The organism is Streptomyces sp. NPDC002886, assembly GCF_042888445.1.
Classification (GTDB): domain Bacteria; phylum Actinomycetota; class Actinomycetes; order Streptomycetales; family Streptomycetaceae; genus Streptomyces.
This window is the reverse complement of record NZ_JBIAPV010000004.1, coordinates 768,507-785,841: the sequence shown is the minus strand read 5'-3', so window position 1 is coordinate 785,841 and position 17,335 is coordinate 768,507. Positions and strand designations below refer to the sequence as shown.

The 17,335-nt window shown below is 71.7% G+C and carries 16 protein-coding genes; 12 read left to right on the top strand and 4 right to left on the bottom strand.

The window, feature by feature from the left end; translation table 11 throughout:
- The first annotated feature begins 3 nt into the window (after window positions 1-3).
- From ACFYYB_RS21890 to ACFYYB_RS21870, 5 genes are all read left to right on the top strand, one after another.
- A complete protein-coding gene (locus ACFYYB_RS21890; RefSeq protein ID WP_389436894.1) occupies window positions 4-1,110 on the top strand; it encodes an alpha/beta hydrolase in 1,107 nt (368 codons plus the stop codon).
- Between the two features lie 81 nt (window positions 1,111-1,191).
- The gene (locus ACFYYB_RS21885; protein ID WP_389436893.1) at window positions 1,192-2,607 is read left to right on the top strand and encodes a DUF6421 family protein; all 1,416 of its coding nucleotides are present in this window, start codon (window positions 1,192-1,194) and stop codon (window positions 2,605-2,607) included.
- 26 nt (window positions 2,608-2,633) lie between these two features.
- Window positions 2,634-3,395, top strand: coding sequence for an SDR family NAD(P)-dependent oxidoreductase (locus tag ACFYYB_RS21880; protein ID WP_389436892.1), 762 nt, complete (start codon window positions 2,634-2,636; stop codon window positions 3,393-3,395).
- On the top strand, window positions 3,392-4,495 hold the full coding sequence (locus ACFYYB_RS21875) for a threonine aldolase family protein (protein WP_389436891.1): 1,104 nt from the start codon (window positions 3,392-3,394) through the stop codon (window positions 4,493-4,495). Before ACFYYB_RS21880 ends, ACFYYB_RS21875 begins: the two co-directional genes overlap by 4 nt.
- Before the next feature lie 76 nt (window positions 4,496-4,571).
- A complete protein-coding gene (locus ACFYYB_RS21870; RefSeq protein WP_389436890.1) occupies window positions 4,572-5,171 on the top strand; it encodes a transglutaminase family protein in 600 nt (199 codons plus the stop codon).
- Here the strand turns inward: ACFYYB_RS21870 and ACFYYB_RS21865 are convergent.
- Window positions 5,107-6,384, bottom strand: coding sequence for an MFS transporter (locus ACFYYB_RS21865; protein ID WP_389436889.1), 1,278 nt, complete (start codon window positions 6,382-6,384; stop codon window positions 5,107-5,109). The genes ACFYYB_RS21870 and ACFYYB_RS21865 overlap by 65 nt on opposite strands.
- Before the next feature lie 229 nt (window positions 6,385-6,613).
- Between ACFYYB_RS21865 and ACFYYB_RS21860 the strand changes: the two genes are divergently transcribed.
- On the top strand, window positions 6,614-7,831 hold the full coding sequence (locus ACFYYB_RS21860) for an alginate lyase family protein (RefSeq protein ID WP_389436888.1): 1,218 nt from the start codon (window positions 6,614-6,616) through the stop codon (window positions 7,829-7,831).
- Between the two features lie 105 nt (window positions 7,832-7,936).
- Here the strand turns inward: ACFYYB_RS21860 and ACFYYB_RS21855 are convergent, their stop codons facing one another.
- Window positions 7,937-8,659: a lysophospholipid acyltransferase family protein gene (locus ACFYYB_RS21855; RefSeq protein ID WP_389436887.1), complete on the bottom strand. Its 723-nt coding sequence runs from the start codon at window positions 8,657-8,659 to the stop codon at window positions 7,937-7,939.
- A gap of 247 nt (window positions 8,660-8,906) precedes the next feature.
- On the opposite strand from ACFYYB_RS21855, the gene ACFYYB_RS21850 reads away from it, so the two are divergent.
- The 5 genes from ACFYYB_RS21850 (at window position 8,907) to ACFYYB_RS21830 (ending at window position 13,465) form a co-directional block, all read left to right on the top strand.
- Entirely contained in the window at window positions 8,907-9,278 is a 372-nt protein-coding gene (locus ACFYYB_RS21850; RefSeq protein ID WP_389437232.1) for a thioredoxin family protein, read from the top strand.
- Between the two features lie 151 nt (window positions 9,279-9,429).
- Complete coding sequence (locus ACFYYB_RS21845; protein WP_389436886.1) at window positions 9,430-9,975, top strand: flavin reductase family protein; 546 nt, start codon at window positions 9,430-9,432, stop codon at window positions 9,973-9,975.
- A 200-nt stretch (window positions 9,976-10,175) separates the two neighbouring features.
- A complete protein-coding gene (locus tag ACFYYB_RS21840) occupies window positions 10,176-10,961 on the top strand; it encodes an electron transfer flavoprotein subunit beta/FixA family protein (protein ID WP_327308204.1) in 786 nt (261 codons plus the stop codon).
- Between the two features lie 59 nt (window positions 10,962-11,020).
- Window positions 11,021-11,983, top strand: coding sequence for an electron transfer flavoprotein subunit alpha/FixB family protein (locus ACFYYB_RS21835; RefSeq protein WP_389436885.1), 963 nt, complete (start codon window positions 11,021-11,023; stop codon window positions 11,981-11,983).
- A 183-nt stretch (window positions 11,984-12,166) separates the two neighbouring features.
- Window positions 12,167-13,465, top strand: a complete 1,299-nt coding sequence (locus ACFYYB_RS21830; protein WP_389436884.1) for a DUF6986 family protein — start codon at window positions 12,167-12,169, stop codon at window positions 13,463-13,465.
- Window positions 13,466-13,541: 76 nt separating this feature from the next.
- Here ACFYYB_RS21830 and ACFYYB_RS21825 read toward each other — a convergent pair whose 3' ends face one another.
- The gene (locus tag ACFYYB_RS21825) at window positions 13,542-15,806 is read right to left on the bottom strand and encodes a hypothetical protein (protein ID WP_389436883.1); all 2,265 of its coding nucleotides are present in this window, start codon (window positions 15,804-15,806) and stop codon (window positions 13,542-13,544) included.
- Between the two features lie 156 nt (window positions 15,807-15,962).
- Between ACFYYB_RS21825 and ACFYYB_RS21820 the strand changes: the two genes are divergently transcribed.
- Window positions 15,963-16,157: a hypothetical protein gene (locus ACFYYB_RS21820; RefSeq protein WP_389436882.1), complete on the top strand. Its 195-nt coding sequence runs from the start codon at window positions 15,963-15,965 to the stop codon at window positions 16,155-16,157.
- Here ACFYYB_RS21820 and ACFYYB_RS21815 read toward each other — a convergent pair.
- The gene (locus ACFYYB_RS21815) at window positions 16,147-17,136 is read right to left on the bottom strand and encodes a LacI family DNA-binding transcriptional regulator (RefSeq protein WP_389437231.1); all 990 of its coding nucleotides are present in this window, start codon (window positions 17,134-17,136) and stop codon (window positions 16,147-16,149) included. The genes ACFYYB_RS21820 and ACFYYB_RS21815 overlap by 11 nt on opposite strands.
- Window positions 17,137-17,335 lie beyond the last annotated feature (199 nt).

Below are 17,335 nucleotides of genomic sequence, written 5' to 3'. Positions count from 1 at the left end.
GCGATGACGGATCCGATGACCGCCGGGGCCGGCCGGGCGGATGGGGTCGACGGGGCCGACGGGGCCGACGGGGCCGACGGGGCCCGCGGGGCTGGTGGGGCCATCGGGTGGGGCGGGGCCGGTGGGGGCGACCGGCTCGATCCCGCCGCGCGGCCCTATGCCGACGCGCTGGCCTCACTCTTTCCCGACCTCGGCGGGCGCGTCACCGATGCCGACGAGGCCCGTCGGATCCTCGCCGCGGTGCCCGCGACGGCCCGGCCGGCCGTCGTGGGGGCCGTGGAGGACCGGGAGGTCCCCGGGCCGGCCGGGGCGCCGCCGGTCCCCGTACGCGTCTATTACCCGGACCCCGAGCGGTGGCCCGGTCCCCGGCCGACCGTGGTGTTCTGCCACGGCGGCGGCTGGGACCTCGGCGACCTCGACGGCTACGACGCCACCGCGCGGGCTCTGTGCCGGGCCTCCGGCGCCGTGCTGGTCTCCGTGGACTACCGGCGGGCGCCCGAGGCCCGCTTCCCCGCCGCCGTCCACGACGCGTACGCCGCCCTGTGCTGGGCGGCCGCGCACCTCGACGAGCTCGGCGGGGATCCGGACGCCCTGGTCGTGGCCGGCGACAGCGCGGGCGGGAACCTCGCCGCCGCCTGCTGCCTGCTGGCGCGTGACCACGGGGGCCCCGCCGTCGCGCTCCAGGTGCTGATCTATCCCTGTCTGGACGCCGCGCAGGACACCGGTTCCTACCGGAGCAACGCCGAGGGGTACTTCCTGACCGCCGCGCACCTGCGCTGGTTCTGGGAGCAGTACCTCGGCCCCGACGGCGACGGCGGCCATCCGCTGGCCTCCCCGCTCGCCGGGGACCCGCACGGGCTGCCACCCGCCCACGTGGTGGTCGCCGGTTGCGATCCGCTGCGGGACGAGGGGGAGGCGTACCACCACCGGCTGCTCGGCGCCGGGGTCCGTTCGGCCCTTGACTCCCACCCCGGGATGTTCCACGGATTCCTCGCGCTGACCGGAGTGCTCCCCGAGGCCCGCCAGGCCTTGGCGCGCCTGGGCGAAGCAATCGTCTCCACGCACGAGAACGGGAAGACTTCCCGTGAAACTGGGGGTGACGCAGGATAATTTCCCGGATCTCCTCTTGAGTGGAAGAGCCTCACCCGCTTACGCTGTGCCGACGTGAGGTTCTCCTGTGGAGGAAGTGACATGACGGAAACTCTTGTGCCGGGTATCGGCGGTGCCGTGATAACCGCCGGTGTACGGGTGGTCGACCACCCGGCGTGGCCCGAGCTCAAGGCCGCCGTGGAGGAGATCCGGCCCTGGCAGTCGGCCGACGGCTCCATCGACTTCGAGGCCGAGGGTGAGCACGCCCGTGCCACCGTCAAGGCCGCGGTCGAGCGCGTGATCGAGGGCATCGAGGCGCTGTCGCCGCTGCTCCCGCACGCGGCCGCGTACCACCGCGCCCTCGTCGGCGACCTGCGCAAGTGGGCCGACGGCGGCTTCGGCGTGCCGGACTTCCTCGACTCCCTGCTGTCCTTCGCCCCGGCCGCCGAGCGCGCCGACGGGCTCCAGCACCTCGTGGTCTTCCCGATGTACACCCAGAACGGCAACCCGGACCGCAACCTCGAAGCCGTCGTGCTGAAGATGGTGTGGCCCGAGTGGCTCTCCGAGCTGGAGCGCACCCGGTACGACAACCCGCTCTTCCTCGGCATCACCTTCGAGGACTTCACCCCGGGCTACGACACCCACTCCGCGGTGCTCTTCCCGGAGACCATCGCGGTGCGCGAGGCCCCCGAGCGCTTCACCTGGGGCGGTATCTTCTGCGACCGCGAGGCCGCCCGCTACCGCAAGGTCACCGAGGCCGCCGTGGACATCCTGGGCATCGAGCTGCCCGAGGACATCGCCCGGATGGTCGAGGACCAGGACCGCTGCGAGAAGGCCTTCGTCCTGTGGGACATGGTCCACGACCGCACCCACAGCCACGGCGACCTGCCGTTCGACCCCTTCATGATCAAGCAGCGCCAGCCGTTCTGGATGTACGGCCTCGAAGAGCTGCGCTGCGACCTCACCGCCTTCAAGGAGGCCGTGAAGCTGGAGTCCGAGGGTAACGAGCACGGCCGCGACGTGCAGTACGCCGTCCTCTTCGACCGGATGTTCCGCTTCCCGGTCTCCGGCGACCGCAACCGCAACTACGACGGCCTCGGCGGCCAGCTCCTCTTCGCGTACCTCCACAAGCACGACGTCGTGCGCTGGACGGACAACAAGCTGAAGATCGACTGGATGCGCGCCCCGCAGGTCACCAACCAGCTGTGTGCCGACATCGAGAACCTCTACCGGGCCGGCATCGACCGCCCGAAGCTCGTCCACTGGTTCAAGGCGTACGACCTGGTCGCCGAGTACCTCGCCCCCCACCCGGGCTCCAAGTGGGCCAAGGGTCCCGACGCCCTGGACCTGACGCAGCCGCCGCGCAAGCTCGTGGACGACGTGCTTCCGGACGAGTTTCCGCTGAGCATGTTCTATGAGGCCCTGGCCAAGAAGCTCAAGGGCGTGATCGCCTCGACCAAGGGCATCACGGCAGGGAACGCCGCGGAACGCGAGACCGCCGCGCGGGTCGCCGCGTGAGCGCTCGCCCACAGGAGGCTGCACAGATGAACGGCTCCGGTAACGGGAACGGGAAGCTCCACGGGGCGGTAGTGGCGGTGGCGGGGGCCGGCGGGCCCGCCGGCCGCGCCACCCTGCTCCGCCTCGCCGAGGCGGGAGCCGTGGTCATCGCGTCCGACGCCGACGCGGCCCGCCTCGCCGAGGCGGTGGACGCCGCGCGCTACGCCCATGGCGGCGCCACCATCACCGGTGACACCGTCGACCTGCTCGACCTGGAGGCCACCAAGGCCTGGGCCGAGCAGACCGAGAAGGAGTTCGGCCGCATCGACGGCCTGGTCCACCTCGTCGGCGGCTGGCGCGGCAGCAAGACCTTCACCGACGTGGACCTCGCGGACTGGGACTTCCTGGAGAAGCTCCTCATCCGCACCGTCCAGCACACCTCGCTCGCCTTCCACGACGGGCTGCTGCGCAGCGACCGCGGACGCTACGTCCTGGTCAGCCAGTCCGGTGCGCACAAGCCGGTCGCCAACAACGCCGCGTACAACGCGGGCAAGGCGGCGGCCGAGGCCTGGACGCTCGCGATGGCGGATTCCTTCCGCAAGGCGGGTGGCGAGGACGGTCCGCAGGCCGCTGCTGCGATCCTGGTGATCAAGGCATTGGTACACGACGCGATGCGCGCCGAGCGTCCCACTGCGAAGTTCGCGGGCTTCACCGACGTCAAGGAGCTGGCCGAGGCCATCGCCGGCGTCTGGGAGCGGCCCGCCACCGATGTGAACGGACAGCGCCTGTGGCTCACCCCCCAACCGTGAAGACCGGTGCCGTGAAGACCGCGATACGCAAGTCAGCCGCGCAGACCGACGCCCGCCGGCACCACGACCCGGCGGTGCGCGGTTTCGCGAGCGACAACTACGCCGGGATCCACCCGGAGATCCTCGCGGCCATCGCGCTCGCCAACGGGGGCCACCAGGTCTCCTACGGCGACGACGAGTACACCGAGAACCTGCAGCAGGTCTTCCGCGGTCACTTCGGCCCGCACGCCGAGGCCTACCCGGTCTTCAACGGCACCGGCGCCAACGTGACCGCCCTGCAGGCGCTCACCGACCGCTGGGGCGCCGTGATCTGCGCCGAGTCGGCGCACATCAACGTCGATGAGGGCGGTGCGCCCGAGCGGATGGCGGGCCTCAAGCTGCTCACCGTCCCCACGCCGGACGGCAAGCTCACCCCCGAGCTCATCGACCGGCAGGCCTGGGGCTGGGAGGACGAGCACCGGGCGATGCCGCAGGTCGTCTCGATCACCCAGAACACCGAGCTCGGCACGGTCTACACCGTGGACGAGGTACGCGCGATCTGCGAGCACGCGCACGCCAAGGGCATGAAGGTCCACCTCGACGGTGCCCGGATAGCCAACGCCGCGGCCTCGCTCGACGTACCGATGCGCAGCTTCACCAACGCGGTCGGCGTGGACGTGCTGTCCTACGGCGGCACCAAGAACGGCATGATGGCCGGCGAGGCCGTCGTGGTGCTGAACCCGGACTCCGTCCGGCAGATGAAGCACATCCGCAAGATGTCGATGCAGCTCGCCTCCAAGATGCGCTTCGTGTCAGTACAGCTCGAAGCGCTGCTCGCGAAGGACCTGTGGCTGCGCAACGCCCGCCACGCCAACGCGATGGCGCAGCGGCTGGCGGCCGGAGTGCGGGAGACCGACGGGGTGGAGATCCTCTACCCGGTGCAGGCCAACGCCGTGTTCGCACGGCTCCCGCACGAGGTCTCGCGGCGGCTGCAGGAGCGCTACCGCTTCTACTTCTGGGACGAGATCGCGGGCGACGTCCGCTGGATGTGCAGCTACGACACCCAGGAGGAGGACGTGGACGGCTTCCTCCAGGCCCTCAAGGAAGAGCTGGCCCGCTAGACCCGCCGGCCGTCCTCGCGTTCCACGTCATAAATCTATAGGCATGCAGTCAAATGCATGAGTATGCTCCTGGATCATGGAATTGATCCAGGAGCATACTGACCTTGCCGCCTATCTGGCCGCCGATGACGTGGTCGATCACGGGCATCCACTGGTGGAAGAGACCGCCGACGCCCTCTGGACCGCCACAGGCGATGCATATTCATACGCCAAAGCGGCCTTCGAATTCGTCCGTGACACCATCCCGCACTCCGCCGACTCCGGCGACGACCGCGTCGCCTGGCGCGCCTCGGACGTCCTCGGTACGCGCAACGGGATCTGCTACGCCAAGGCGCACGCGCTGACCGCGCTGCTGCGCGCCCGGGGCATCCCGGCCGGCCTCTGCTATCAGCTGCTGGGCGACGACGACGGAGCCGACCTCGTCCTCCACGGCCTCGTCGCACTGCGCCTGCCCGACGGCGAGGACTGGTCCCGGGTGGACCCCCGGGGCAACAAGCCCGGCGTGGACGCCCAGTTCACCCTGGACCGCGAACAACTCGCCTTCCCCGTCCGCCCGGAGCTCGGCGAGATCGACTACCCCGGGCTGTACGCGGCCGCGCACCCGGCCACCCTCAAGGCGCTCCAGGAGTCCGCGAACCGGGCGCAGTTGTGGCGGAACCTGCCGACGGGGCTGTAGCCGACGGGTCGGCGACCGCGGAGTCGGCGGCCGCGGCCGGCTCCCGGTCGGGGCCGCGCGCCGCCACCGCGGTGTGCAGCAGGGCCGCGGCCAGTTGCAGGGCGGCGATCGCCAGGACCAGGATCCAGGGCGGTGCGTCGGCGGCGAGCCCCACGAGGGCGGCGCCCGTGGACGCGGCCGTCACCTTCAGCCCGGCGCCGAGCGTGAACACCTGGGTCCGGGTCCCGTCGGGTGCGAACTCCGAGCGGATCCGCAGGGTGGCCGTCAGCAGCGGCCCGTCGCACACCCCCGCCGCGGCGAACGCCACGGCCGCGAGCGGGAGGGACGGGGTGAAGGCCGCCACCGTCAGCGCCACCCCCGTCGCCGCCATGGCCCAGCGGGCGAGCCGGCCCGGGGGGACGGTCGTGATCCTGCCCAGCGTCAGGGAGCCCGTGAGGGCGCCCAGGGCGAATGCGGTCATCAGTACGCCGCCGCCGCCCGGGCTGCCGAGCGAGGTCGCCAGGAGGACCGAGGTCACGGTGAGCGCCCCGAGGCCCAGGAAGGCAAGGGTCGTGGCCGAGGTGATGGCCCGCAGCTGCCGGATCCGCCACAGGGCGGCCAGCCCGGCGCCCATCCCGACCCGGGGCGCGCCGGGGCCCGGCTCCCGGCTTCCGTGCGGACTCCCGTACGGAAGGGTGGCGGCCAGCGCCGCCGCCAGCGCGCCGGACGCGGCCAGGAGCCCCATCGCGGGCCCGGCCGAACCGAAGGCCGCGACGAGGCTCACGGCCGCCGGGGCGGTCACCGCCGCGCCGTTGTAGGTGGAGGCGTCCCAGCCGTACGCCCGGTCGCGCGCGGGGCCGGCCGGAACCAGGCCCGCCACCAGGCTCGACAGCCCGCCCGTCACCATCGGCCCGCAGGAGCCGCCGAGCACCGCCACCGCGAGCACCACGGGCGTCGGAGCCCGTCCGAGCAGCAACGCCAGGGCCGCCACGGCCGTGGTGAAACCCGCCAGGGCGCCCACGTGGAAGAGGCGGGGCCGGCGCGACCTGGCCGCGGCGGCGCCCGCGAGCGGAGCCGCGAGCACGTGCGGGGCCAGCCAGGCGGTCAGGACGAACGCGCCGTGGGCGGCGCTCCCGGTGCGCTGGAGGGCGAGCAGCACGACGGCCATGCCCATGCCCTCGGAGGCGAAGCGCGCCGCCAGTGCGGCGGCCAAGTACCGTCCGAGCCCCGGCATTCCGGCCCCTTTCGCCTTGTGTCCGGATGACGTGGCAGAAGGATGCGAGGTTACGTCATACGGGTGTAGGGCGAAAGCATCGCGATTTTCGGTCAATAGGAAACTTTCCTGTCTGACATCGTTGTCAGCGCGGCGCGGGCATGCGTATCTTCGGCCGCAGGATTCCCCCCACGGAACCCCCCCACGGAACCCCCGATCCCCCCACGGACCCTCCGAAGGAAGGCGCTTCATGCGTTACGGAGTCCCCGCCGGGCTGCTCGCCGCGGCCCTCGGCCTGGTCGCGGCGCTGACCCTCGCCCCCACCTCCGCCGCCGTCACCCCGGACACCCCCACCCCCGCCGTACTCGCCGCCGCCCCCACGGCCTTCGCCCACCCCGGGGTCCTGAACAGTCGCGCCCAACTGGACTTCGTACGGGCCAAGGTGCAGGCAGGGCAGCAGCCGTGGAAGGCGGCGTTCGACGACATGCTCGCGAGCCGGTACGGCTCGCTGTCCCGGACGCCCAAGCCGCGCGAGATCGTCGAATGCGGCTCCTTCTCCAACCCCAACCTCGGCTGCACCGAAGAGCGGGAGGACGCGATAGCCGCGTACACCGACGCGCTCGCCTGGTACATCACCCGCGACGCCCGGTACGCGAAGAAGTCGATCGAGCTGATGGACGCCTGGTCCGCGCGGATCAAGGACCACACCAACAGCAACGCCCCGCTGCAGAGCGGCTGGGCGGGCTCCACCTGGCCGCGCGCGGCCGAGATCGTCAAGCACACCTACACCGGCGGCTGGCCGAACCAGGGGCGCTTCGCCACGATGCTGCGCGAGGTCTACCTGCCCGAGGTGATCGGCGGCAAGCCGAACAGCAACGGCAACTGGGAACTGATCATGATGGACGCCGCCGTCGGGATCTCCGTCCACCTCGACGACCGCGCGAGCTACGACAAGGCGCTGACGGTCTACCTCGGCCGGGTGCCCGCCTACTTCTACCTGGCCTCCGATGGGCCGCAGCCCGCGTACCCGCCTCGCTCCACGATCGACACCAGGAGCGAGCTGATCGACTACTGGCACGGCCAGAGCACCTTCGTGGACGGCCTGGCGCAGGAGACCTGCCGGGACTTCGGCCACACCGGCATGGGCATCGCGGCGGCCATGCACGTGGCGGAGACCTCGCGCATCCAAGGGCGCGACCTGTACCCGGAGTTCAAGGACCGGTTCCGGCACGCGCTGGGCTTCCACGCCAAGTACGAACTCGGTGAGGCCGTGCCCTCCTGGCTGTGCGGCGGGAGCCTGACCAAGGGCCTGGGTCCGGCCACCGAGGTCGGCTACAACGCGCTGCACACCCGGCTCGGCGTCACGATGGAGAACACCCGCCGGCTCACCGAGGGCCGCCGACCGGCGGGAACCGAGAACCACTTCGAGGCGTGGGAGACGCTGACCCACGCGGAGAACCCGAACTGACGCACCCGCGACACCGCGGAGTGCGACACCGAGCGAGTACGACACCGAGCGAGTGCGGCCCCGCCCGATGGGCGGGGCCGCACTCGCTCGCCGTGAGAACGGGCCTCAGCCGGCTTCCTTGACCTGCGCCGGGGTCGGCGCGGTGCCGCCGAGGTGGGCCGGCAGCCACCAGGAGTCCTCGGCGCCCTTGGGCTTGGCCGGGTAGGCGGCCTGGGCGGCGTCCAGCAGCTCCTGTACGCGCTCGCGCAGCCGGCGGGTGATGGCGCCGGCGTACTGGTCGGCGGGCGCCTCCAGCGGTTCGCCCACCCGCATCGTCACCGGGATGTGGCTGCGCTTGAGGTCCTTGGGGCGACCCTTGGTCCACATCCGCTGCGTTCCCCACAGCGCCACCGGGATCAGCGGGACACCGGCCTCCTGGGCCATGCGCGCCGCACCGGACTTGAAGCTCTTGAGCGTGAAGGACTGGGAGATCGTCGCCTCGGGGAACACGCCGATGATCTCGCCGGAGCGCAGCGAGTCGAGCGCGTGCTGGTAGGCCGTCTCGCCCTGGGAGCGGTCCACGGGGATGTGCTTCATGGCGCGCATCAGGGGACCGGACACCTTGTGCCGGAACACCGACTCCTTCGCCATGAAGCGGACGAGCCGCTTCTGCGGGCGCGCGGTCAGCCCGGCGAAGATGAAGTCGAGGTAGCCGATGTGGTTCGAGACCAGGACGGCCCCGCCCTTGCGCGGGATGTTCTCGGTGCCCTTCATGTCGATGCGGACGTCGAGCGCACGGAAGAGGGTGTGCGCGGCACCGATAACCGGGGGGTAGACGAGCTCAGCCATGGTGGGGAGACCCCGCTTTCTGCCTGGAGGTGCTCCCGGCCGGAAGTTACGGCAGCGTAGGTACGCGGCCATGGGGATCGTGCCCCATACGGGAGCCGCAGGCCAGCCCAGGCGCCCGTGCCCGGCGAGATTCTCGTCACGCCGGGAATGCGGCGGGTCCGCGGGGCGCTCCGATCAGCGTACGACCGTACCGGGATGATGGACGAGCGGCCGGACGGGCCGGGTGACGGCGGAGACGGGGGACCGGGTGCGCGCAGGCGAGCGGGACGATGGCGCGGGCAAGGGCTCGGGCACGGGCGAGAGCGAGAGCGCGTGCCGGCTGGGTGCCGCCGAGCTGGGTGCGGAGCCGGGGGAGCGGGCGACGCTCGTCCAGTTCTCCAGCGCCTTCTGCCAGCCCTGCCGGGCCACCCGGCGGATCCTGGACGAGGTCGCGGCCATGGTCGGGGGCGTCCGGCACATCGAGATCGACGCCGAGAAGAACCTGGACCTCGTACGGGTCCTGGGCATCGAGAAGACCCCGACCGTACTGGTCCTGGACGGGGCCGGACGGATCGTGCGGCGGGCCGTCGGCATGCCGCGCAAGGCGGACGTGATCGCCGCCCTGGGCGCCGCCGTGTGACGCCGGGCGCGTCCGGTGAGCCGGTACACACGTCCGCACGCAGCGTGACGCGCCCTACATCTGCCCGTTGAGGCTTGACTGTGTACACGAGAGATCGCCAGGCTTGCGATATGCGGTATGAACTCCTGCTTTACGGACGGGGCACCTTCTGATGACGGCTCCGACAGCTCCGTCCCCGCGGGCCGGCGCCGGCCTGCCCGGCTCGCCCGCGCTGCTGCGCTCGGTGTTCCGCCGGCACGCCGCGGGCGTCGCCGTGATCACTGCCGAGAGCGGCGGCCGGCCGGCCGGTTTCACCGCCACCTCGCTCAACTCGGTCTCCGCCGACCCCCCGCTGCTGTCGTTCACCATCGGCACCGGGTCCTCCAGCTGGCCCGCGATACGGGACTCCGAGCACCTCGGGGTCCACATACTCGGCGAGCACCAGGGGGAGTTGGCCGGCCTGTTCGCCCGCAACGGAGCCGACCGCTTCGGGCCCGCCACCGACTGGGCGCCCGGCCCGCACGGTGTGCCGGTCCTGGGCGGAGTCCTGGCCTGGCTGGTGTGCCGGGTCGTGGCGCGGGTTCCGGCCGGCGAGCACCGGGTGATCATCGCGGAGGCGGTGGCCGGGGACCCGGCGGGGGACCCCGTGGGGGATCCGGGCGGCGAGGCCCGTCCGCTGCTGTACCACCAGGGGCGCTTCAACGCGTTGCGGGACTGAATCGTCCCTGCTGGGGCCGGTTCCGCCGGCGTTGGCCAGATCACAGTTCACCGGCCTTGCAACCTGGCGGCACCCGCTGTGTACTGACGAGTAACATTCCTGACGGGGCGCGGGTCGCCCCGGCGGGAACGGCCCGAGATGGCGCCTATGCTGCCTGAACAAGGCGGTACCAGAAATGTCGATGCGGTAGGAGAGCCGGCGTGAGCCTGAGGATCGTTGTCTGTGTGAAGTACGTGCCCGACGCCACTGGCGACCGGCAGTTCACCGAAGACCTGACCGTCAACCGTGACGACGTCGACGGCCTGCTGTCGGAGCTCGACGAGTACGCCGTCGAGCAGGCGCTGCAGATCGCCGACGAGGCCGACGACGCGGAGATCACCGTCCTGACGGTGGGCCCCGAGGACGCGAAGGACGCGCTGCGCAAGGCGCTGTCGATGGGTGCCGACAAGGCCATCCACGTCGAGGACGACGACCTGCACGGCAGTGACGTCATGGCCACCTCGCTGGTGCTCGCCAAGGCGATCGAGAAGGCCGGTTACGACCTGGTCATCACCGGCATGGCCTCGACCGACGGCACCATGGGCGTCCTCCCGGCGATCCTGGCCGAGCGCCTGGGCGTCCCGCAGGTCACCCTGCTCTCCGAGGTCAAGGTCGAGGACGGTGTCGTCACCGGCCGCCGCGACGGTGACACCGCGAGCGAGCAGCTCCAGGCCTCCCTCCCGGCGCTCGTCTCGGTGACGGACCAGTCGGGCGAGGCCCGCTACCCGTCCTTCAAGGGCATCATGGCCGCCAAGAAGAAGCCGGTGGAGTCCTGGGACCTGGAGGAGCTGGAGATCGAGTCCGACGAGGTCGGTCTCGAAGGCTCCTGGACCGCGGTCGACTCCGCGACCCAGCGTCCGGCCCGCACCGCCGGCACGATCGTCAAGGACGAGGGCGAGGGCGGCAAGTCGCTGGCCGAGTTCCTGGCCGGCCAGAAGTTCATCTAAGAGCTTCGGCCCCTCTCACAACGCCCCCTGACTACTTCGCATTCGCAGGAGCATCCCCAATGGCTGAAGTCCTCGTCTACGTCGACCACGTCGACGGCGCCGTCCGCAAGCCCACCCTCGAACTGCTGACGCTGGCCCGCCGCATCGGCGAGCCCGTCGCCGTCGCCCTCGGCAACGGCGCCGAGGCCACCGCCGCCGTGCTCGCCGAGCACGGCGCCGTCAAGGTCCTCACCGCCGACGCCCCGGAGTTCTCCGACTATCTCGTCGTACCGAAGGTGGACGCGCTCCAGGCCGCGTACGACGCCGTGTCCCCGGCGGCCGTACTGCTCCCCTCCTCCGCGGAGAACAAGGAGATCGGCGCCCGCCTGGCCGTCCGCATCGGCTCCGGCATCATCACCGACGCCACCGACCTGGAGGCGGGTGACGAGGGCCCGGTCGCGACGCAGGCCGCCTTCGCCGCGTCCTTCAGCACCAAGTCCCGCGTCTCCAAGGGCACCCCGGTCATCACCGTGAAGCCCAACTCGGCCCCGGTCGAGGCCGCTCCGGCCGCCGGCGCCGTCGAGGCGCTCGCCGTCACCTTCGGCGCCCTGGCCACCGGCACCAAGGTCACCTCCCGCACCCCGCGCGAGTCGACCGGCCGCCCCGAGCTGACCGAGGCCGCGATCGTGGTCTCCGGCGGCCGCGGCGTCAACGGCGCCGAGAACTTCCACATCATCGAGGCCCTCGCGGACTCCCTCGGTGCGGCCGTCGGCGCCTCGCGCGCCGCCGTGGACGCCGGCTGGTACCCGCACTCCAACCAGGTCGGCCAGACCGGCAAGTCGGTCTCCCCGCAGCTGTACATCGCCTCCGGCATCTCGGGCGCGATCCAGCACCGCGCCGGCATGCAGACGTCCAAGACGATCGTCGCGATCAACAAGGACGCCGAGGCCCCGATCTTCGACCTCGTCGACTACGGCGTGGTCGGCGACCTCTTCGCGGTCGTCCCCCAGCTGACCGACGAGATCAAGGCGCGCAAGGGCTAAAACCCTGTCGCAGGCGTTGACCTGCGAGTAAGTGGTCTCCGGGGCCGTGTGGTGTTTCTCACCGCACGGCCCCGAGTCGTTTGTCCAGGACGGCGGAGGGACCATTGACTGAGCGGAACCCCGTGACTAAATTCTGTAATGCGGATCTAAGATTCCGTGAAGCGGAAAAGAGGAGAGTGCACGATGGGTCAGCAGGAGAAGGTGGCGACGAGCCTCGCAGGCGCGGTCAGCGAGGGCATCAGCGCTTCCCTCAAGCCGGTGGACGCGGAACTCGCGCGCCACTACCCGGGCGACCCCGGCACCCGTCAGCCCATCCACACGGTCTACGTGCCCGGTGACGTCTTCGCCGCGGACACCATCCGTACCTGGGGCGACCAGGCCCTCGCGGCCCTCGACGAGCACGCCCCGGACGCCGCCACCTTCGCCAAGGTACTCGGCATCTCCGACGAGCTGGCCGTACCGGTCTACGACCGCGTCCGCGCCAAGCTCGCCTCCGAGCCCATCGAGGACCTGCGCGTCGACTTCGAGGACGGCTTCGGCGTCCGCTCCGACGAGGAGGAGGACCAGGCCGCGGCCCGCGCCGCCCGCCTCGTCGCCGAAGCCTTCTCCAACGGCACGAACGCCCCGTACATGGGCATCCGGATGAAGTGCATGGAGTCCAACGTCCGCGACCGCGGCATCCGGACCACCGACATCTTCCTCTCGGGCCTGCTCGCGCACGGCGGCCTGCCCGAGGGCCTGGTCCTGACCCTGCCCAAGGTCACCTACCCCGAGCAGGTCACGGCCTTCGTGCAGCTGCTGGAGGCCTTCGAGACCGCCCGCGGCCTGCGCCCGGGCCGGATCGGCTTCGAGATCCAGATCGAGACCAGCCAGTCCATCCTGGCCTCCGACGGCACCGCCGCGGTCGCCCGGATGATCGAGGCCTCCAAGGGCCGCGCCACCGGCCTGCACTACGGCACCTTCGACTACAGCGCCTGCGTCGGCGTCTCCGCCGCGTACCAGTCGAGCGACCACCCCGCCGCCGACCACGCCAAGGCGATCATGCAGGTCGCGGCCGCCGGTACCGGCGTACGCGTCTCCGACGGCTCGACCAACGTCCTGCCGATCGGCACCACGGAGCATGTCCACGAGGCCTGGAAGCTCCACTACGGCCTCACCCGCCGCGCCCTGGCCCGTGCCTACTACCAGGGCTGGGACATGCACCCGGCGCACCTGCCCACCCGCTACGCGGCCGTCTTCGTCTTCTACCGCGAGGGCCTCGAAACGGCCGCCGCGCGTCTGAAGGCGTACGTCGCCAAGATCGAGGGCGACGTCATGGACGAGCCCGCCACCGCGAAGGCCCTGGCCGGCTACCTGGTCCGCGGCCTGGACTGCGGCGCCGTCGGCGCCGACGAGGTCACCGCCCTGACCGGCCTGACCCGCGCGGAACTCGACGCCTTCGCCATCCCGCGCCGCTCGGCGACGCTGACGGCGACCAACTGAGGCGAGTAGCCCCCGAACAAGGCCCGGCCGGTCTGCCCCCGGCCGGGCCTTCGGCATCTCAGGGCCCGGCCTCGGATCACCGGGGCCGGGCCCTCGGTGTGTGCGGGGTCGGCAGGAGCCAGCAGCGCAGGGTGCCGTCGTCCCCGGAGGAGGCCAGCAGGCTCCCGTCGGGGGAGAAGGCGACTCCGCGGACCGCTCCGCCGTGACCGGTCAGCGGCAAGGCGGTGGTGGCCTCGCCCGTGTCAGGGTCCCAGAGCTGCACGGTGCCGTCCGCACCCGCGCCGGCCAGCCGGTCCCCCAGCGGGGAGAAGGCCAGGTCGTACACGGCCCCGGCATGCCCCGGGAGGCGACGGCTGGGGGGAGCCGGGACACTCAGGTCCCACAACAGGATGTGTCCGTCGGCGTCGCCGGTCGCCAGCCGGCGGCCGTCCGGAGAGAAGGCCATGGCACAGACGGTGCTGGAGTGAGCCGCCAGCTCCAGGTCAGATCCTTCCGGGGAGGCCGGAAACCACAGGAATACCCGCTCGCCCACGGCTGCGGCCAGCACGTCCTCGTTCGGGGATGCGGCGAGGGTGGACACGTCTGACAGGCCGGAAGAAATGAGCAAGGTTGCCCTCCGGCCGCCGGACCAGTCCAGGACCGCTACCCGACCTTCGAACCCGATCGAGATCGTCTGCCGCGCCGCGGCGCGGAACACGACGTGCCGTACCAGTGACACGGGGTGGTGGGGCGGTCCGCCGGGTGTCCACAGCCGGGCGGGCTCGCCATAGGAGGGGAACTCCAGCCCCCAGGTGGCCACGTCGGTCGGCACGGACAGGGACTCGGACACCTGGACGCGTTCCGCCGGATCCCACGTGAGGATCCGGTTGTCCTCAGAGTGGACGAGGAGCCGGGTACTGTCCGGCGAGAAGGCCAGCCTGCGCAGAGCGACTCCGCTGTCCGTCGACAGGGCGGGCAGCGCCACGGCGTGACGGGTGCGCAGGGCGGATGCGAGGGCTTGTGCCGCGAGGGGCGCAGAAGGCGAGGGTGGCGCGTCCGGCTCGGCGTGGTAGATCACCAGGGTGTCGGTCTCGCCGCAGACGGCGAGCATGCGGCCGTCGGGGGACACGGCCAACCGGTCGAACGGACCCTTGTGCCCCTCCAGGGGCGGTCCCAGGAGAGCACCGGTCGAAGGGTCCCAGAGGCGTACGGTGCCGTGGTCGCGGAGGGTGGCCAGCAGGCGGCCGTCCCGGGAGAAGGCCGTGCTGTCCCCACGGCCCGCAGCTGTGGGCAGCTTGTACGCGACGGTGCCGGTCGCGGTGTCCCACAGCAGGGTCTCTTCCCTGGAAGTCGTGGCCAGCAAGGCCCCGTCGGCGGAGAACGCGGCCCCGATGGTCTCCGTGATCTTCTCGACGAGGGGTCTGCCGATGCTCCTACCGGTCGGCAGGTCCCACAGGTACAGCGTGCTCTTGGTCCTGAGCGCGGCCAGGATGCCATCGTCGGAACGGCAGAACATCGCCTTGATCTCGCCGATGAGAGGTGATCCGGCGGGCTCGCCGGTCGTCATGTCCCACCGGTGGACGACAGCGTCGTCGGCTGTGACCAGTGTCCGGCCGTCCGTCGTGAAGGCGACCAAGTCGACGCAGCTGTCGTGGCCGAGCAGGGGCGGCCCCGCCCGCTGGAATGTCTCGGTATCCCACAGGGTGACCGTGCCGCCGTCGTCACCGACGGCCAGGAGGCGGCCACTGGGAGAGAACGCCAATGCGTGGGCCACGCATGCGCCTTCGAGCAGGCCGACGGGGACTCCGAGGACGGGATCCCACAGTTGAACCGCCGAACTCTCTGCGTTCTCCCCGTGTTCTCCGGACACGGCGAGGATCCGGCCGTCGGGGGAGAATGCCGCACACCAGTTGTTGTCCGCCCGGGTAGTGAGCACATGGGCCACGGCGAAGCCGGTCTCGCCGACGGGAGCGGGTGAGGGCCCCGGAAGGGGGACTCGCTGTGTGCTGAGGGGTACGGGAGCCGGGGAGCGCCGGACCGGATCCAGGGCGGCCAGTTCGCGCCAGCGCCGGCGCCAGGGTTCCAGCTCGGGGGAGTTGTGCGGTGGGACGGGCCGTTCCTGCCCGAACTCGTCGTACGAGTGGAGGATCCGGACCAGGCCCATGAGGCGGTCCAGGCCTGGAAGGCGGTCCCCGCGGAACGCGTCGCTCTGGGTGGACACGGGAAGCCGGATGCCGGTCTGGGACTTCGCCGCACGCGCGGCCAGTTCACGGTAGGACGGCTTGCCTCGGTCGAGTCGCAGTCGACGCAAGTCCGCCGCGAACGACTCCAGTTCTTCGCTGAATACGCGCACGCTGTCCATCACCGCACAGGTTAGGGCCGTGCCGGGCGCTCCGCCGGACGATCCCGAACAGTGCCGGTCAGTGCCGGTCAGCGCTCGTGTTCGGCGGTGTTCGGAGGCGGTCCGGGTCGTTCGGTCCGGGCGGTGCGTGGGGACGCAGGGCGGTGCAATCGGGGCATGACCACACCTTCGGACCCCGAACCGTCCTTCCTGAGCCTGCACACCGCAGTCGTGCTCCTCGGCGCCCTGTTCGCCGGCTTCGTCACCAGCGGGCTGAGCTCCCTCGGCGGCGTGCACCCGGCCCTGTCCGTCCTCGCCGGGCTCGGCGCCGCGGGCGGGGCCGTGCCCGTGCTGCGGAGTCTCATCCGCTGACCGGGGGGATCTCGCCCGAGCCGCGGGGGATCAGGCGGGTGGGGAGTTCGATGCGGGACGGGGGGAGGTCGGCGCCCGACAGGCGTTGGAAGAGGCGGTCCGTGGCCACGCGGCCCAGGGTCGCGGCGTCCTGGGCGATGACCGTGATGCCGGGGTTCAGCAGGTCGGCGAGTTCGAAGTCGTCGAAGCCGACCAGGGCGACCGGGCGGGGCAGGGACGCGAGGACGCGTACGGCCGTGACCGTCACGCGGTTGTTGCCGGCGAAGAGGGCCGTCACCGGTTCCGGGCCCGACAGCATCGACCGGGCCGTGGCCGAGACGCGTTCCGGGGCCGTTGTCCCCAGGGAGACCCAGGAGGGGTCGACCGGGAGGCCGGCGTCGGCCATGGCCGCGCGGTAGCCCCGTAGCCGCTCGGTCGCCGTGTGGATGTGCGGCTGGTCGCCGATGAAGCCGATCCGGCGGTGGCCGCCCGCGATCAGGTGGGCCACCCCGCCCCGGGCGCCCCCGAAGCTGTCGGACAGCACGACGTCCGCGTCGATCCGGCCCGCCGGCCGGTCCACGAACACCGTGGCCACCCCGGCGCGGATCTCGGGCTCCAGATAGCGGTGGTCGTCCCCGGCCGGGATGACGATGAGGCCGTCCACCCGGCGGGCGCACAGCGCGAGCGCCAATTCCCGCTCGCGGTCCGGGTCCTCGGCGCTGGAGCCGTTGATGAGCAGGGCGCCGTGGGCGCGGGCCACCTCTTCCACGGCCCGGTTGAGCGGCCCGTAGAAGGGGTCGGAGAGGTCCTCCAGGACCAGACCGACGGTGGCGGTGCGGCCCTTGCGCAGCACGCGCGCGCTGTCGTTGCGGCGGAAACCGAGGGTGTCGATGGCCTCCTGGACCCGCTGCTCGGTGTCCGGGGTGACCCCGGGCTCCCCGTTGACCACGCGGGACACCGTCTTGAGGCCCACGCCGGCCCGGGCCGCCACGTCCTTCATGGTCGGCCGGTTGCCGTAGCGGGGTTCGGACGGGCGGCGGGTGTGCGGCACGGTGTCGGACCTCCGGGAGGGCTGGTGCTGGACGGTGCGGGCCCGGCGCTGCCGACAGGCCCCTGACCTTGAGGATAAGCACTCGGCGGGGCGCCGGGGTTTCCGTGGCAGGGTGGTGCGGGCAAGCCACTGGGGGCATCGGGAGAGG

Excerpts from the sequence above, each read along its gene's own strand:
- ACFYYB_RS21890 (WP_389436894.1), top strand. The coding sequence starts at position 4 with ATGACGGATCCGATGACCGCCGGGGCCGGCCGGGCGGATGGGGTCGAC.
- ACFYYB_RS21885 (WP_389436893.1), top strand. The coding sequence starts at position 1,192 with ATGACGGAAACTCTTGTGCCGGGTATCGGCGGTGCCGTGATAACCGCC.
- ACFYYB_RS21880 (WP_389436892.1), top strand. The coding sequence starts at position 2,634 with ATGAACGGCTCCGGTAACGGGAACGGGAAGCTCCACGGGGCGGTAGTG.
- ACFYYB_RS21870 (WP_389436890.1), top strand. The coding sequence starts at position 4,572 with ATGGAATTGATCCAGGAGCATACTGACCTTGCCGCCTATCTGGCCGCC.
- ACFYYB_RS21865 (WP_389436889.1), bottom strand. The coding sequence starts at position 6,384 with ATGCCGGGGCTCGGACGGTACTTGGCCGCCGCACTGGCGGCGCGCTTC.
- ACFYYB_RS21860 (WP_389436888.1), top strand. The coding sequence starts at position 6,614 with ATGCGTTACGGAGTCCCCGCCGGGCTGCTCGCCGCGGCCCTCGGCCTG.
- ACFYYB_RS21855 (WP_389436887.1), bottom strand. The coding sequence starts at position 8,659 with ATGGCTGAGCTCGTCTACCCCCCGGTTATCGGTGCCGCGCACACCCTC.
- ACFYYB_RS21845 (WP_389436886.1), top strand. The coding sequence starts at position 9,430 with ATGACGGCTCCGACAGCTCCGTCCCCGCGGGCCGGCGCCGGCCTGCCC.
- ACFYYB_RS21835 (WP_389436885.1), top strand. The coding sequence starts at position 11,021 with ATGGCTGAAGTCCTCGTCTACGTCGACCACGTCGACGGCGCCGTCCGC.
- ACFYYB_RS21830 (WP_389436884.1), top strand. The coding sequence starts at position 12,167 with ATGGGTCAGCAGGAGAAGGTGGCGACGAGCCTCGCAGGCGCGGTCAGC.
- ACFYYB_RS21825 (WP_389436883.1), bottom strand. The coding sequence starts at position 15,806 with ATGGACAGCGTGCGCGTATTCAGCGAAGAACTGGAGTCGTTCGCGGCG.
- ACFYYB_RS21820 (WP_389436882.1), top strand. The coding sequence starts at position 15,963 with ATGACCACACCTTCGGACCCCGAACCGTCCTTCCTGAGCCTGCACACC.
- ACFYYB_RS21815 (WP_389437231.1), bottom strand. The coding sequence starts at position 17,136 with ATGAAGGACGTGGCGGCCCGGGCCGGCGTGGGCCTCAAGACGGTGTCC.